We start from the raw sequence: 15,832 nt of genomic DNA, 5'->3' as shown, positions 1-15,832 counted from the left end.
ATTCGCAACCGAACAAGATAAATAGAAGGATCAGCGAGAACAAGCTATGACGGAACAGCAAGAGTCCATTTCGGGGGAAGTGCTAGCGGTCTGGAAGACGCGCATCGATGAGCTTGCCACCACCCTGATGATTCAAGGCGATGTCGCATCGGCGGTCGAAGAACTCCGCGCGCTTGCGCTCGAGATGAAGCAGCAGGGCGCGGGGGTAAGCCTCGGCGTCGTGGATGTCCTTCTTCAAAAACTTGCCGCGGATGCCGACGAGGGTGCGGCGTACCTGTTGAAGAGCGGCCTGGCCGAGTTACAGACTTCCCTGGAGGCTCGTCCTTCAGAGGATGGCGCTACACAGGGCTCGCTCTCGCTTGGAGAGGATGCTGAGCTCGTTGCCGACTTCCTGGTTGAAGCAAGGGAACATCTTTCGCAGATCGAGAGCCAGATGCTTGCTCTCGAGAAAGACCCTACGGCGATGGAGGTGATTCACGCCGTATTTCGCGCCTTCCATACGATCAAGGGACTCGCGGGCTTTCTCGACTTTGCGAAGGTGCAGGCATTGGCTCACGAAGTGGAGACTCTGCTCGACCTTGCGCGTAATGAGAAGCTCGTCATCGACTCCTCGATCGTCGATGTGGTGCTTGAGAGCGGCGATGCGCTGCGTGGGGACCTACTTGCGATCGAGCAAGCGCTCAACCAGGGCACTCCGCTGGAGTTCACTGACAAGCGCGTACTTGTGGTGAAGATTCGTAGTCTTGCCGTGCCGCGAGATGCCGCTGCTGTCCAGGCTGAGCCGGCACCTGCTACCCCAGTTGCTTCTGCGGCGGTTGCTGTTCCTGCAATGGCCGTTGCCGTACCGGAACCTATCGCAATACCTGAGCCGGTTGCAGTGCCTGCGCCAAAAGCGAAGCCCGCAGCAAAGGCAAAGGCCGCACCAAAGCCAAAGGCAGCACCAAAGGCCTCCCCCGCGGCAAAGCCGGCACCTGCGCCGCAGCCTATCGCGGCATCTGCTCCTGAGCCGACGGAAGACGAACTTTTTCAGCAGATCGAAGAGCTGTCTGTTGGTCCGAAGCTGGTTCCCTTGCCGACACCATTGGTAGCTGCCGTTACGGCTTCCGCGCCGGTCAGCCCCCTTTCCGCAGCTTCCAGTGCTGCCCCTGTTGCGGCTACGGCTCCGCAAGCCGTTCGGTCGGCGACTGCCGAGGCAGCGCAAACAAAGGAGCCCGCGCCCGCGAAGGAAGCGAGCCGCTCTCCGGATGCGTCCTCGGTTCGAGTCGAGACCTCGAAGCTGGATCACCTGATGGACATGGTGGGCGAGATTGTGATCGCGCAGTCGCTCATCCGGCACAACCCTGTGCTCGCGGCTGCCACCGATTCGCGGCTTCTCGGCGACCTCTCTCAGCTTTCTCGAGTGACGATCGAGGTGCAGCGGGCGACGATGAGCATGCGCATGGTTCCCGTCGGCCAGCTCTTCCAGCGTATCGAACGCGTCATTCGCGATCTGTCACGGAAGGCCGGGAAGCATGTTGTCCTGGAGACTTCGGGAAGTGAGACCGAGATCGACAAGACGGTCGCGGAGGAGCTCTCTGATCCGCTGCTCCACATGGTTCGCAACTCGGTTGATCATGGCATCGAGCCCGCTGAGGAGAGAGCCGCGGCCGGCAAGACTCCGGACGCTCGTATCCGTCTCTCGGCATATCACCAGGGCGGTCAGGTCATCATCCAGATTTCGGATGACGGCAGGGGACTGAACAGCGAGAAGATTCGGAAGAAGGCGGAAGAGAAGCACCTGATTTCCGCTGCGACACAGCTCACCGAGACAGAGATATACCAACTGATCTTCGAACCTGGCTTCTCCACGGCCGATAAGATCACGGACGTATCCGGCCGCGGTGTGGGGATGGACGTCGTTCGGAGGAATGTCGAGAAGCTGCGCGGACGCATTGAGACGCAGTCGATACTCGGGCAGGGAACTACCTTCCTCTTGAAGCTTCCGCTTACTCTTGCCATCATCGATGGGCTCGTGGTGGAAGTGGGTACGCAACGCTATATCATTCCGCTCTCGGGTGTGCGAGAGATCTTCCGTCCACAGGCGGATACGCTGTTCACGGTGGAGGGACGGGATGAGATGCTGCTCGTTCGCGGAAAGCTCATGCCGGTTGTGCGGCTTCACCAGAGGCTTGGCATTGAAGGACGCTCGGAGAGGCTTTCCGAGGGCTTGATTGTCGTGCTCGAGTCCGAGGGGCGCCGGTTCTGCCTGCTCGTCGACGATCTACTCGGCAAGCAGGAGGTTGTCATCAAGAGTCTCGGGGAGACCTTCAAGAATGTCTCCGGGCTCTCCGGATGCGCGGTGCTGGGTGACGGACGCGTCGGCCTGATTCTTGATATCGATGGGATCTACAAGGGGAGACTCTGATGAACCCTGCTCTTGACTATCAAGAAACGCTCACCATGCGAACCAGCGACTTCGAGCAGATACGCCGGATGGTGTATGACTTCTGCGGGGTCGACTTGACGGGCAAGCAGGTGCTGGTGGGAACGAGACTTGGGAAAAAGATCCGGGACCTTGGCTTCAAGACGTTCGATAGTTATTGCGAGAAGGTGCGGCAGGATCCTTCGGGTGAGCTCTTCACCACGATGATCGACTGGCTCACGACGAATCACACGAGCTTCTTCCGCGAGGAGCAGCATTTCGAGCTCCTGCAGAACACCATCGTCCCGGCTCTTCCGGCAGGGTCTCCGATCAAGATCTGGAGTGCAGCGTGTTCCAGCGGCGAGGAGCCTTACACGATTGCGTTTTCGCTTGCTTCAGTTTTAGGAGACGCTGTGTTTTCACGAGCGTCAATCCTTGCCACCGATATCTCCACGCGGGTGCTGGAACGCGCGCGCACCGGACTGTATCCGCTTTCCAGGCTCGATGGGCTGTCCACGGAACTCCGGCGCAAGTGCCTGTTGAAAGGAACCGGCAAGTATGCCGATCAATGCCTGGTCAAACCTGAGATACGCTCGCTTGTCGATTTCCGGCGATTCAATCTACTGGAAGACTGTTCGTCATTCGGCCCTTTTCAGGTCATCTTCTGCCGGAACGTGATGATCTATTTCGACCAGCAGACGCAGGAGACCCTGGTGAACAAGCTCGCGTCTCGACTGCTGCCCGGTGGATATCTCCTGATCGGTCACTCGGAGAGTCTGAACGGGATCAATCACAGGCTCCAATACGTTACTCCGGCAACCTATCGGAAGGGTACGTCCGATGATGCGGCGGCGTCCGGTCCGGGATCGCGGAGGAGAGTTCGTTGAGTCTTCTTACGGTTGGGATCAGCGACTGCATCGTCTCGCGAGATGTCGCGGCCACGCTCGCAACGCACGCGTTGGGGTCATGCATCGCCGTGGCCATCCATGACCCCATTTCCCATGTGTCGGGTCTTCTGCACTTCATGCTTCCCGAGTCCGGGATCGATTCGGCAAAGGCGCAGAGTCACCCGTTTATGTACGCGGATACAGGGATTCCCTTGCTCTTTCGAAATGCGTATGGGATCGGCGCGGTGAAGCAGAGGCTCGTGGTAACGGTGCTTGGCGGAGCGCAGGTGCTGGATACGAACAACACCTTCAACATCGGCAAGCGGAACTATCTCGCATTGCGGAAGATCTTCTGGAAGGCCGGGGTACTGGTGCACAACGAAGAGGTTGGAGGAACGCTTCCGAGAAGCGTTCGCATGGAAGTGGGAAGTGGGCGGATCGTGGTGTATCACGGTCGCGAAGAGCGAGAGATCACTCAGAGAAAAGCAGAAAGGAGCGTTCTATCTCATGGCGTTTAATGTTTTGTTAGTTGATGACTCCCCAAGCATGCGCAAGGTCATTCGCCGAGTGCTGATGCTTTCCGGTTTTGACGTGGGTACCTGTCTTGAGGCCGGCGATGGCCTCGAGGCACTCCAGGTACTCGAGGATGAATGGATTGATGTCGTGATCACCGACATCAACATGCCGAACATGAATGGGGAAGAGCTTGTGGTCAAGCTATCCGAAGATCCCATGCGTTCGTCCATTCCTGTGCTTGTGGTATCGACCGACCGGAGTGACGAACGCCTCACACGCATGATGTCGCTCGGCGCACGCGGATATGTCACGAAGCCGTTTCTGCCAGAGACCCTCGGCGCCGCCATGGGCAAGATCGTAGGAGAGCCGAATTATGCCAGCAGCTCATTTTAGTACCTGGATGGATCACTCGGTGGCCGAGGTTCTCGAGTCCATGTGCTTTCTTACCGCGGAGGAGAGCACGTTGCCGATGGAGCAGCACGGCGAGGCACTCGTCAGCCGCCGGCTTGAATTTCGCGGACCTGAACTAGGATGCTTTGGCGTACAAACCACCCTGCCAACCGCTCGCATGATCGCCTGCAATCTACTCGGTGAGGAGCTCGAGGAGATTACAGAAGAACAGGCAGGCGAGGCCGTAGGCGAGATTGCCAATATGGTTTGTGGAGCTTTTCTGGCCCGCTTCGAAGCGAAGCAGGCGTTTGACCTTACCCACCCCCACATGGATCATCCTCTCGAGCAGAGCGAGGCCTCCGCGACGCGGATCAGCCGCAGCTTCCTGATCGAGGAAGGCGGACTTATCGCCTGGATGGAGATAGAAGAAGGCAAATGATAGAGCAGCGAAAGATTAAGGTGCTCATCGTGGACGACTCCGCGATCGTGCGAAAGATTCTTTCCGAGACGATCAACGCGGAAAAGGACATGGAAGTGATCGCGACGGCGCCGGATCCATTCGTGGCGCGGGATAAGATTCTTGCGCTCAAGCCCGATGTTCTGACGCTGGACATCGAGATGCCACGCATGGACGGGCTTACGTTCCTGAAGAAGCTGATGCACTTCCATCCGCTTCCCGTGATCGTGATCAGCTCGCTGGCGCAGTCCTCCTGCGACGTGTCGCTTGAGGCTCTTCGCATCGGTGCGGTGGATGTGCTTGCGAAGCCTGGCGGGCCGTACTCGATTGGCGAGCTTCGAGATGCGCTTCCGACCAAGCTGCGTGCCGCGGCGCAATCCCGGGTCCGCAAAGCCACGGCACAGGCTCCTGCACAGCGTCCCGCGGCGCCTCCTGCGCCAGCTATGCATGCTGGCATGGATTCGAAGATGATCATTGCGATCGGGGCGTCGACAGGGGGAACGGAGGCGATCCACGATGTGCTTTCCCAGATGCCCGCGAACTCTCCGGGCATGGTCATCACGCAACATATCCCGAAGCTGTTCTCGGCGGCATTTGCTCAGCGCTTGAACCGCGTTTGCGCCATGGAGGTGAAGGAGGCTGCTGACGGCGATGATGTGGGACCGGGCAGAGCCCTCATCGCACCAGGCGACTTCCACATGGTGCTGCGACGGGTCGGGTCGGGCTATCGGGTACAGCTTCAGGATGGACCGAAGGTTTGCTATCAGCGTCCGGCGGTCGATGTCATGTTCGCTTCCGTGGCCGCCGCAGCCAAGGACAATGCGATCGGCGTTCTGTTGACTGGAATGGGCTCGGACGGCGCGCAGGGCATGGTCGCCATGCGGAAGGCGGGGGCAAGCACGATCGCACAGGACGAAGCGAGCTGCGTGGTGTACGGCATGCCGCGCGAGGCCGTCAAGCTGGGAGGGGCGGAGCGAGTGTTGCCCCTATCCTCTATCTCGGGCGCCATCATGAATGAGGCTTCACGCAAGGTGCGTCAGTGAGGCGGTAAGTCGATTGTCAGGGCACAAAACAACAATGCCGCATGGGTCCTTCCCATGCGGCATCTTTCTTGGATTGAAGAATTCTAGTTATAAGCCAGTTCGCCACGGAGGTCAGCGTTCGCTGCGTTTCTAGAAGAAGGCACCGGATGATTCTTGCTGTAGACAAGAGTCCCTAGCTCCGCGGCAACCTGGCGGAGCGAAGAGGCCTGAGCTGTAAGTTCCTGAGCCGCAGCCGAGCCTTCCTCCGCACCGGCGGCGCATTGCTGCGTGCCGCGCTCCAACTGCGTGAGCGCCCGGCTGATCTGTTCGACGCCGCGGCTCTGCTCCTGGCTTCCCGTGTGGATCTCACCGATGATCTGCCGCATGGAGGAGAACTCTTCGGTGACCTGGCGCGTGCCGCGCACGACCGCGCCCACCGTGAGCTGACCGCCCTGCGCGGCCTGGAGCGATTGCTCTATCAGCACGGAGGTCTCACTGGCGGCCTGGGCGCAACGCTGCGCGAGGCTGCGCACCTCATCGGCTACGACAGAGAAGCCAAGGCCAGCCTCACCAGCGTGCGCGGCCTCGACCGCCGCATTGAGAGCGAGAATGTTTGTCTGGAGCGCGATCTCATCGATCGAATGAAGGGCGCGGCTGATCTCCGCGCTGGCAGAGGCGATTTTATCCATCGCGGATACCGACTCGGCGAGCGCAATGTCATTGTTAGCCAACGTTGCTTCTAGGCGCTGCACGACCTTGGTCGCGGTGTGCGCGTGGTCGCTGTTGCGCCTGGCCATGGCGTTGATCTCCTCGGACGAGGCGGAACTTTCTTCGATCGCGGCGGCTTGACCCGTCGTCTCACGGGCGAGCGCGTCGCTGGAGCTGGCGACCTCGTTGGCGGCTCCGGTCACCTGATCGGCTCCTTCGAGCAATTGAGAGACGTTTTGGTGAAGCTGCTGGTCGAGCTTGTGGACGATAAATAAGGAGAGAGCTCCTACGCCCGTTGAGAGGAGCAGAAGGAAAGCCATGATCTCGCGGCCTAGCACAGCCTGGTCCACGGCGGTGTTTCCAAATTCGTTCAGGCGGCCACGCTCGCGTTGAACGAGCTTCTCACTCTGCTCTCCGATCGAGTCGACCAGAGGGAGCATCGTCGCGAGGACTTTCATCGCTTCGGAGTTATTGCCTCGATTGAGCTCGGAGGTGAGGCTGAGGAAGTCCTTCTGGGAGCTGTCAAGATCAGAGGACAACTGGGAGACCATGGCTTTGCCCTCCGTGGTCACGAGAAGAGGCTTCATCTTATTAAGTGCCTCCATCGCCCTGCTCTCTGAGCTGTGATACTTGGCCTCGAGGGAAGAGCGATCCGCACCAGGCAGGAGCATGGCTCTCGCGGTGCTGAGCATCCTCGCGATGGACGTGTCGATCTCGCCCGCGAGATATAGCTTGGCCGCGTCGGAGGAGACCAGCTTTCGAGTCATCTCGGAGAGGCCGTTGAGAAGCACGATGGAGGTAATACTTGCGATCAGGAGCGAGGCAGCGAGGGCTCCAAAGCCCATATACAGTTTTTTCTTGATGGTCACAATCTTCTCCTGCGAACCCAGGGGTCTCCGCGCTCGAGATACCTACCCCGGGGTGGTTGGAACTTCGGCCTTTCTATCGGCAGGATAACGGCGGAAATTCATGAAACTTCATGCTTTATGACGCTGACGGGTCAGGATTTCTGAAGAAAGTACCAGGTGATCCCCAAAACGGTGTTCTGAAGTGCAACTTTCGTCGCCCAAGAAAGTTGATCAAGTGAAAACGCGTCGCCGATAGAGCGGCTGTTCGCGATCTCCATCAACGATGGGCAGGTACTTATGCATTCTTTGAAGCGCTGTGGTCTTCTTCCTCTGTGTGTACGTCGTCTTGGCCAAGTTACGCTTGCACTCCTGTCTGGAGCCGCTCTCTTCCTCGCTCCGGCCGCGGGTTTGGCGCAGCAATTTCGCGAATACCCACAGGTGCTTGGGAAGAATCAGCCCCTGCACTCAGCGGCAGTTCCATCGTGGATGACGATCGATTTCGATTTGCGGACTCGCTCGGAAGGGCAGACGGCCATCAGCTATCTCCCGGGAAACGGCTACGGTTACGACCTGACCCGGGTGCGCGGATCCTTCGAGACGCGTCCCACGCACTGGGCCACAACCTTTATCCAGTTTCATGACGATCATGCTCTGGCACTTCCGCTGAAGTACACCGCGGCGAACATGCGCGACAGCTTCGACTTTCGGCAGGCCTATCTTTCGCTCCACTCCGAATCGCTTCGTGTAGCCGGCGGACGGCAGGAAATGCGCTTCGGAGGGGAACGTCTCGTCGGGGTAAGCGACTGGACGAATACGAGCCGGACCTTCGACGCTATTACGGCACGCATCGGTAACACGAACCACGTGGACTTTTTCAGCTCCTCTGTTGTCACTGTTCATCCGACGGCGCTGGATATGCACGCGGCCGGGCTGAACTTCCATGGCGCGTACGGCACGATCGCCACCTGGGTTCCGAAGACAAGTATCGAGCCTTACGTGTTCGTCAAGGCGATGCCACGTGTCCTGGGCCAGCAAGGGAAGTACGGCACGGAGACCGAAGCGACCTTTGGAAGCCGCATTCTGGGCAATGCTCCAATGCACTTCGACTACACCGTGGAAGGTGCGTTGCAGCGCGGCAGCTTTGCCAACGACTCGATCCACGCGGGCGCCGGCTACGCGAAGCTTGGCTATACGGCACCTCTGCCGTGGCTGCCGCGCCTGCAGGGCCAGTATGACTACGCGACGGGTAATCCGCATACGAACGCCTATCGCATCGGCACCTTCGATCAGCTTTATCCAAGTGCTCATGATGTCTTCGGCCTTGTAGACCTTTTTGGCTGGCAGAATATCCGCCAGGCGAGGGTGAATCTCGATCTCTATCCGACGCGAAACCTCACGCTTCTCGTACAGAACGAGTATCTGAACGTGGCGAACCGGAAAGATGATGTGTATAGCGGGAGCGGTTCGGTCACCGTGAAACCTCCGACCGGTGGTTTCAAGAGCGACGATCTTGGGATTGGTTTCGACGTCTCGGCTAAGTACGTCTACCACGAGTACTTTGTCGTGAACAGCGGCTTCGGGCACTTGTATCCCGGGGCGCTGATGACCAAGAACAGCCATGGAGCTCCGCAGAGCATTGCGTATCTCTCCTGCACCTATCGCTTCACCGTCAATAACAAGTAATGGCGGTACACGCGGGAACCAGGATCAACGCTCCCCGTTTGTGGTATTTCACGCGGGAGCGGTGGACGGTAGTGTTAGTACGAAGAATGCGATAACTGTTGATATGCGGCGTGGCCTTGCAGAGCTTGCCGGAGCCGCGTATCGAGTTCCTTTGGCTGGGTGTTGGGTCTTGCTATCATGGAAAGACATGCCTCAGTATGTTGATCCGGCTTCAGATCGGTGATGAAGAGAGTAGTTGTTCGAATCGGAGAGGGTTGGAGGAGAAGTTGGCCAACGGCGCAGAGATAGAACAAGTTGGTGGCCCGGACAAAGGGATTGACCTCGTCACGGTTCCGACCCGGTTTATCGGTCGGCAGCCGATCCTTGATGCAAGGAAGGGAATCTACGGCCACGAGCTGCTCTTTCGCTCGGGGCTCTCGAATGCCTTTTCCGGGGACGCAGAGGATGCTACTCGAGATGTTATCGACCAATGCCTCCTGCTGATGCCGGATTCCGGAGATCAGGCGACGTTTATCAACTGCACGCGTCACTCGCTGGTGAGTGGGATCGTGACGCTTTTGCCTCCGGCGAGCACCGTTCTTGAGATTCTTGAGAATGTGGATCCGGACCCCGAGTTAATGGAGGTTTGCCGGGGTCTGCGCAGTAAGGGCTACCGCTTCGCCCTGGATGATTTCTCCCCGGAGTACGAGAAGCTGGCTTTCCTCGAGGTCGCGGACTTCGTCAAGGTTGATTTCCGGGCATCCGACGCGAGGACCAGGGAAGAGATTTATCGTTTAGCGGCGCCAGCCAAGGCCAGACTCATCGCTGAAAAGGTTGAAACGGAAGCCGACGTTCACGCGGCTAAGGCTGAAGGCTGCACCCTCTATCAAGGGTACTTTTTCTGCAAGCCAATCGTGGTTTCGACGCAGGTGATTCCGCAGAACCAGGTGATCTATCTGAGGATGCTCGCGGCGCTCACGCGAACGCCGGCCAACATCTTCGAGGTGGAGAAGCTCGTGATGTCGGACGCCTCCATCTGCTATCGTCTGCTCCGGCTGGTGAACTCGGCGATCTATGGCCTGTCCGCGCCGATTACCTCGATCCGGAGCGCGCTCCTGATGGTCGGGGACGATGAGTTCCGGAAGATGGTCACAGTGGCGCTGGCTGGCCTGGCGGGAACGGCACACTCGAAGGCTGTGGTGCAGATGGCACTGGAACGAGCAAAGTTCTGCGAGCTGCTCGCGCCACTGATGAACGAGTCGGCCTCGAAGCTCTATCTGCTGGGCATGCTATCTCTGATCGACGTGATTCTCGGGATGCCGATGTCGCAGATCGTCGATTCGCTTCCGGTGGATCGCGAGATGAAGGCTGCGCTGCTGGGTACTCCGAGCACTCTCGCCAGGGCATTGGACCTTGTGCGCTGTCACGAGTCAGGGGACTGGCGCGAGCACCGGGATATCCAGAAAGCTCTCGGTTTGACGGAACGTACCGCGTCGATGATCTATGTGGAGTCGGTACGGTGGGCGGATAAAGCTACTCGGGCGGCCGAGAAGTAGCGATTCGTCACCATTATGAATGGATTCAACGCGTTCAGGGTGTCCAGCCCTTAGGAATGGGCGTATCGAGTCGTCGCTGCAGCGCTCAAAAGTATGTGAGAAATAGGCGCTAGAGTGTCTTTTGAAAAACTTCATATTGACGGCGCAGGCGCTCGATCAATGCGATAAACCGTGGGTTCGCTCTGAGTTGAGCCAATTCCGGATCGTTCGCGTACCACGGGTAACATGGAAAACCGTTGAGTGAGCTTGCTTCCAGAAGATCGATGGCCTTGGTCTCTTCCCCCATCGCCGCATAGGCCTCCCCCAGGCGGTACTCCGAGAAGGCGAAGAAAGTGTCGCTCTTGAGATTGACCGACTTCAGGATGGACTGGATCACCTTCTCCGCCTCCGCGCTTTCTCCCTTGTGCGCGAGCAAAAACGCCTCAGAGGTCATAAGGTCATATCCCAGGCTTGCCCTCATCTCTGGGTTTTGAAGCCCCGCCTGCAACGCAGTCCAGGCCTCGTCGCGCTGACCGCTCTCCCAGAGATAGATGGCACATGCAGCCTTGTGCGCCAGGGTGACGCAGAGATCGCTGGCCTCCAGGAAGTGCTGTTGGTACTCGAGAGCCCGGATCTTCTCGCCGGTGTAGATGTTGAACGAAGGATCAAGATGGTGAGCAATGTCGGCCTGCTCGATGGCGTGATCGAGCAGGCCGACCTTCACGTAGATCGCTCCGAGGAGTCCATGAGCAAGAGCATCGTCCGGGTTGAGCGTGAGGGCCATTTTCAACTCTCCGACGGCAGCCTCCCATCTAAAATCCCCCTCCTTATCGGAGTGCAATTCTCCCAGCACATCGTGAGCGAGAGACGACTGCGGGTTCAGAGCGAGCGCTTTATTTGCAAGGAGATAGGATCGCGCATACTCCGCCCGCACATCCCCGGTCCCATGATGGACGTAGCGCTGGAGGACCTGGGCAAGCATCGCATAGGGCTCTGCGAACTGCGGATCAAGCCGGATGGCGGTCTCAAGCTCTCGACTCGCTTCTGAGTAGTTGACGTCGTCGCCGTGGCTGACCTCGTTGAAAATGAGGAAGGTTGCTCGCTCGTATGCTTCATACGCGACGGGATTGCGAGCCTGGGCCGTGGCGAGGTGAATCCTGTCGCTAGCTGTCGGTGTAATAGGCGCGGGGTATGCCTCCGCTCGTGTGGGGGAAGAGGACGCCGGCTGAGGTAGATGCCGGGTCATCCGGGAGATCAAGAGAAGGGCCACCGCGAACACGAAGACAGCCGCGGCTACGAAACTCCAACGCCGCGAACCGGCTGTGGAAGGCAGGGCCGCGTCACCGTGCGTAGGAGGGGCGGGTAAGATCACGGCCGAATCGCCGGCATCCGGTGGCAGAGAAGGGGCAACCCTGCGCTCAGGTTCGGTGTGAATGTCAGCGACAAAACGATAGCCAGCCGTGGGTATGGTGTGCAAGAAACGGGGATTCTGACTGTCGTCGCCGAGCGCCTTGCGCAGGAGCCCGATGACGCGAGTGAGCGCATTCTCCGTGACCATCGTTGAGGGCCAGAGTGCGTCCAGTAACTCCTGCTTGCGTACGAGCCGGTTAGCGTTCTCGATGAAATAGATAAGGAGCCGAAGTACTTTCGGCTCGAGTTGGATACGCTCTCCCTCTACGGAAAAATGGAACTCTGCGTCGTCGACCTGAAACTCTGCGAAGAAATAGACCACGCCAACCTCGAAGTCACCACATCACGGATAGTTCGCCTCAACGAGGTGAGCTATGTCTTTCTCAAGACTTGCATGCATTTTCTGTCTATTTGCCATCACACTGTCAGGCGCGAGTACCGCTGGACACTCACAGGGCGTATTTCGCCTTCACTTCAAAGTGGCAGGGGACTCGATGATTGTCGTGCCCATTCATATCAACAGCTCTGGACCACTCGATTTTATTTTGGACACGGGTACATCGCGAACTGTGATCGATCGTAAACTGGCCGAGAAATTTCAGTTAGTGAAAGTTGGCGAGCGGATCATGTCGGGAGTTGAGGGCAGTATTTCTTCTCCTGTCTTCGAGACAGATTCGATCTCGATGGCCGGAGCTTCCGTAAGAGGGCTTCGCATTTCCTCACAACACGATTGTCCCGGGCAGACGCGAGGGATTCTTGGCGAGGACTTCCTGAATCATTTCGATCTACTGATTGACTACGGCGCACATGTGATCGAACTTGAGCCGATCGTGCAAAGACAGGGGACCTCAGAAGCCGGTGTGCTCTCGTCCGGCACCTCAGGAGACAGGCTGCCAGTAGAGCTCGAAGGTCAATTCGGGGGGCACACCACGGCGAATCGGCTGGTGCTCCCGGTGGTCGTACCAGAGTTGGGTGCGAAGCCGCTTCATTTGCTCCTGGACTCTGGCTCAAACACCTTCTTGGTTTTCAACCAGGTAGCGAAAGCGAAGACCTCTCTGCAACAACAGACATACCACGCGGAGAGCTTTCTAGGTGGTGGAGGAACTCTCTCCGCAGGGGTCCTTGTTCTGCCTGCCGTATCTTTAGGATCTCAGGAGGTCTTCCACGTGACTGTGATCATGCCGACGCAGAAGATAGAGGTCGATGTGGACGGAGTAGTGCCGGCGTCGCTATTTCACTCCATCTTTATCTGCCACTCCGGACGATTCGTCATCCTGAAGCCGATACGACAAAGAGTGAGCGTCACTCCCTGAGGCACAGGGGCTACCTCCTCTGGTATCCCTTCGCAAAGGTCCAGAGGAGGATCGCCGCTTGAAGGCTCCGTGACGAGCGTCTACAGATTGCCCGTGCGGAATGTTACATCTTCGGTGTGGGAACAGGGCACGCCGCGCCGCCAGTCGCCGTCAACGCACTCAGGGGCGCTGACGTTGCGGGCTCGTGCTCGCTGTCTCCTCCATAGCTCGCAACCAGCGTGTGGAGACCGCCCGCCATCTTGGCGGACGATAGTTGCGCGACCCCGTTGTTCAAGGTAGCCCAGGCCATCGTGGTCGTCCCGTTCATCAGCTGAACAAGCCCGGTCGGCATCTTACCCGATGAAGAGACATGCACCGAGAAGCTCGGCGAAGAACTGCAAGACGTGCGCTCAAAAGGGGCTTGCGCAATACTCACCGTCGAGGGTTCCTTGACCGAGGCTGTCACCGTCAGGTTTTCGGAAACCGTCGCGCTGGAGTAGTTCGCATCGCCGCTGTATACGGCCGATAGGGAATAGGTCGCCGCGGTCGATTCGGTGAACGTGGTCGACGCCGTGCCGGTAGACGACAGCGTGACGACGCTACCAACATTCGATCCGTTGACCTTAAAGGTCACCGTACCGGTCGGCTTCGCTGACGTGGTCGCCGCGACACTCACAGCAAACGTCACCGTCGTTCCTTTCTTCACCGCAGCGGTCGGCGAAGTGATGCTCATCTTCGGCGCCGGCAAGGTCCCGGCACCAGTCAGAACGATATGGTTCGCTCCCGCCACGGTGTTGTCCAATAGCGTGAGCGTGGACGAGCGCGTCCCAGTGACGGCGGGAGTGAATTTGATTCCGATCACACAGCTCTGTCCAGCGGCCAGCGTCGAACCCGCGGTCAGCACGCAGTTCGTCACTGTCGTGTCGATTGCGAAATCCGGAACGCCGCTGATGGCAGCGTTGGCGGCGAGCGTCAGGGCACTGTTTCCCGTGTTTGCCACGGTGAATAGTTTGGTCGTGCTGGTCGTTCCCTTAAGCTGGGAACCAAAGTTCCAGTATCCGGTCGTGTTCACTTTACGAATCACCTGCGTGGGTCCGGCCACTGGAGCGTTGCTCAGAATGAACACCTGCCCCTGCGAATCAACCGCAAGGCCCGTAGGGTTGCTGATGGCCGCCGCTGTTGCCGCCCCGGTATCGCCTGCGTATCCTGAGACGCCAGTTCCGGCGATGGTGGAGATAACGCCCGTCGACGCATCGATTCGACGAATACGCTGATTGCCGGCGTCCGCAAAGTAAAGATTCCCGGCGACATCAAAGGTTATCTGACCCACCGTCTTGCTGATCTCCGCGCTGCGCGCCTGCCCTCCGTCGCCGCTGAAGCCGCATGCCGATCCACCGGCTACCTTCTTTGCCACCGGAGAGTATTCCGCGTTGTACAAAGGCTCCGACTGGAGAAAGCAGGTGGTGGTTCCGTAGTTGTAAAAGTTATAGAGGGTATCACTGCCGTCGACGGCAAAGGATACGGGAGGCGTAGAGCTATACACATATTGATTCCGCAGATACCAGAGGTTCAAGCTGTCGGAGCCGCCGGCGATAATAGCCACAGGCATCTCCGCGGCGCCCTGAGTTCCTTCTTCAAAGAACAGATTGTCATACGGGTCGATATTGATGTTGGCGGGCCGATTCATGCCTACCGTTGTCAGCGGGCAAGGCGTGCTCGGCGTGCAGCTACCGGCGGTATAGCTGGTGCCGTAAGCCGATTGCGAACCGTACGGCGCGTAGTAGCTGAAATAGTAGGTGCTTCCCGTGACGTTCAGGCTGTAAAGAAAGCCTGAGCTGTCCGCAACCAGGCTCTGAGGAACGGCAAAGACCGGACTCAGTGTGCTGATCGTCCCGGACGAATCGATCTCCTTGATGATCTTATTGCCGACATCCGGAATGTAAAGCGTATCGCCGCCATCGACAGCGAGATTCGTGGAGCTCTTGATTGTTCCAGTATTCGAGGCAGAGGTTCCCGCGACCGTTACGATTTGAGAGGGAGTAAAGCTCACCACAGGCGAATATCCGTTGCCCGCCAGTCCTACAAACATCGGCTTTGCTTCGGCGCTGTTTGCGATGTTGATCGAGCCGGAGCGATGACCAGGCCCCTGCGGACTGAATCTCACCATCAGGGCACAGCTATCGCCCTTCGAATAGCTACTGCCTTCGTGGCAGGTACCGGCGGATTCGACGACAAAATCTTTGGTTTTTGATTGAATCTTCGTCAAACGGGTCGCGCCATCGAAGTTGAGCGTCAGCAACTCCACGCCGGCATCTTGCCCGACGGTTGCAGCCGCAAACACGTGATAGTTCTCCGGGACATGTTCGAAGGAAGCATCCGTGGCATTGCGGGCCACGACCTGGCCGTGCGGACGAAGAGCAGGAGCCAGGCTAATGATCGAATGGGGGATCTCTATTTTCGGAGTCTCTTGAGCGTTGGCCGGATGGCCTGCAAGCAGACCAGAGAGCAGCGAGGCAACAGCGGAAACGTGAGTTAGCGGACGGAACATGCAAACCTACCCTTCAGGCGGATAAAATGTGGAAGCGTGAACTGTGTGTACCGTATCGATTGTGCGAAAAGCAAACCGAACGTTGCATGCGAAACGAATGCGCCAGATCGACGCTGGAATTGGTGACGAAAGTTCCCACCCAAGCGCTTACCGTTA

General features: G+C 58.3%; 12 protein-coding genes. 9 read left to right on the top strand and 3 right to left on the bottom strand.

The features are described from left to right. Positions 1 to 46 precede the first annotated feature (46 nt). Genes GRAN_RS14870 through GRAN_RS14845 form a run of 6 tightly spaced genes read left to right on the top strand, consistent with a single transcriptional unit; the run spans position 47 to position 5,694 of the window. Positions 47 to 2,404: a chemotaxis protein CheA gene (locus GRAN_RS14870; RefSeq protein WP_128913777.1), complete on the top strand. Its 2,358-nt coding sequence runs from the start codon at positions 47 to 49 to the stop codon at positions 2,402 to 2,404. Beyond that, entirely contained in the window at positions 2,404 to 3,288 is an 885-nt protein-coding gene (locus GRAN_RS14865; RefSeq protein ID WP_206662772.1) for a CheR family methyltransferase, read from the top strand. Before GRAN_RS14870 ends, GRAN_RS14865 begins: the two co-directional genes overlap by 1 nt. Next, complete coding sequence (locus GRAN_RS14860) at positions 3,285 to 3,806, top strand: chemotaxis protein CheD (protein ID WP_128913776.1); 522 nt, start codon at positions 3,285 to 3,287, stop codon at positions 3,804 to 3,806. The genes GRAN_RS14865 and GRAN_RS14860 overlap by 4 nt, the downstream gene beginning before the upstream one ends. Beyond that, positions 3,796 to 4,197: a response regulator gene (locus GRAN_RS14855; RefSeq protein ID WP_128913775.1), complete on the top strand. Its 402-nt coding sequence runs from the start codon at positions 3,796 to 3,798 to the stop codon at positions 4,195 to 4,197. The genes GRAN_RS14860 and GRAN_RS14855 overlap by 11 nt, the downstream gene beginning before the upstream one ends. Continuing rightward, complete coding sequence (locus GRAN_RS14850) at positions 4,178 to 4,633, top strand: chemotaxis protein CheX (protein ID WP_128913774.1); 456 nt, start codon at positions 4,178 to 4,180, stop codon at positions 4,631 to 4,633. The genes GRAN_RS14855 and GRAN_RS14850 overlap by 20 nt, the downstream gene beginning before the upstream one ends. After that, complete coding sequence (locus GRAN_RS14845) at positions 4,630 to 5,694, top strand: protein-glutamate methylesterase/protein-glutamine glutaminase (protein ID WP_128913773.1); 1,065 nt, start codon at positions 4,630 to 4,632, stop codon at positions 5,692 to 5,694. Before GRAN_RS14850 ends, GRAN_RS14845 begins: the two co-directional genes overlap by 4 nt. An 83-nt stretch (positions 5,695 to 5,777) precedes the next feature. On the opposite strand, the gene GRAN_RS14840 is transcribed toward GRAN_RS14845, so the two are convergent. Then, positions 5,778 to 7,250: a HAMP domain-containing methyl-accepting chemotaxis protein gene (locus tag GRAN_RS14840; RefSeq protein WP_128913772.1), complete on the bottom strand. Its 1,473-nt coding sequence runs from the start codon at positions 7,248 to 7,250 to the stop codon at positions 5,778 to 5,780. Positions 7,251 to 7,526: 276 nt separating this feature from the next. Here GRAN_RS14840 and GRAN_RS14835 point away from each other — a divergent pair, with 276 nt between their 5' ends. Both GRAN_RS14835 and GRAN_RS14830 read left to right on the top strand, forming a co-directional pair. Beyond that, entirely contained in the window at positions 7,527 to 8,912 is a 1,386-nt protein-coding gene (locus GRAN_RS14835) for an alginate export family protein (protein ID WP_128913771.1), read from the top strand. A 254-nt stretch (positions 8,913 to 9,166) separates the two neighbouring features. Continuing rightward, complete coding sequence (locus GRAN_RS14830) at positions 9,167 to 10,447, top strand: EAL and HDOD domain-containing protein (RefSeq protein WP_161570988.1); 1,281 nt, start codon at positions 9,167 to 9,169, stop codon at positions 10,445 to 10,447. Between the two features lie 109 nt (positions 10,448 to 10,556). Here the strand turns inward: GRAN_RS14830 and GRAN_RS14825 are convergent, their stop codons facing one another. Then, positions 10,557 to 12,158: a winged helix-turn-helix domain-containing protein gene (locus tag GRAN_RS14825; protein ID WP_128913769.1), complete on the bottom strand. Its 1,602-nt coding sequence runs from the start codon at positions 12,156 to 12,158 to the stop codon at positions 10,557 to 10,559. A 172-nt stretch (positions 12,159 to 12,330) separates the two neighbouring features. Here GRAN_RS14825 and GRAN_RS14820 point away from each other — a divergent pair, with 172 nt between their 5' ends. After that, on the top strand, positions 12,331 to 13,149 hold the full coding sequence (locus tag GRAN_RS14820) for a retropepsin-like aspartic protease (RefSeq protein ID WP_161570987.1): 819 nt from the start codon (positions 12,331 to 12,333) through the stop codon (positions 13,147 to 13,149). Between the two features lie 103 nt (positions 13,150 to 13,252). On the opposite strand, the gene GRAN_RS14815 is transcribed toward GRAN_RS14820, so the two are convergent. Further along, positions 13,253 to 15,676: an Ig-like domain repeat protein gene (locus GRAN_RS14815; protein ID WP_128913767.1), complete on the bottom strand. Its 2,424-nt coding sequence runs from the start codon at positions 15,674 to 15,676 to the stop codon at positions 13,253 to 13,255. Positions 15,677 to 15,832 lie beyond the last annotated feature (156 nt).

It is taken from the genome of Granulicella sibirica, from assembly GCF_004115155.1.
Taxonomy (GTDB): domain Bacteria; phylum Acidobacteriota; class Terriglobia; order Terriglobales; family Acidobacteriaceae; genus Edaphobacter; species Edaphobacter sibiricus.
This window is presented reverse-complemented; position numbering and strand designations above follow the sequence as displayed.

Bases quoted from the DNA above. Each gene is read 5' to 3' on its own strand.
- GRAN_RS14870 (WP_128913777.1), top strand. From the start codon at position 47: ATGACGGAACAGCAAGAGTCCATTTCGGGGGAAGTGCTAGCGGTCTGG.
- GRAN_RS14865 (WP_206662772.1), top strand. From the start codon at position 2,404: ATGAACCCTGCTCTTGACTATCAAGAAACGCTCACCATGCGAACCAGC.
- GRAN_RS14855 (WP_128913775.1), top strand. From the start codon at position 3,796: ATGGCGTTTAATGTTTTGTTAGTTGATGACTCCCCAAGCATGCGCAAG.
- GRAN_RS14850 (WP_128913774.1), top strand. From the start codon at position 4,178: ATGCCAGCAGCTCATTTTAGTACCTGGATGGATCACTCGGTGGCCGAG.
- GRAN_RS14845 (WP_128913773.1), top strand. From the start codon at position 4,630: ATGATAGAGCAGCGAAAGATTAAGGTGCTCATCGTGGACGACTCCGCG.
- GRAN_RS14835 (WP_128913771.1), top strand. From the start codon at position 7,527: ATGCATTCTTTGAAGCGCTGTGGTCTTCTTCCTCTGTGTGTACGTCGT.
- GRAN_RS14820 (WP_161570987.1), top strand. From the start codon at position 12,331: ATGATTGTCGTGCCCATTCATATCAACAGCTCTGGACCACTCGATTTT.
- GRAN_RS14815 (WP_128913767.1), bottom strand. From the start codon at position 15,676: ATGTTCCGTCCGCTAACTCACGTTTCCGCTGTTGCCTCGCTGCTCTCT.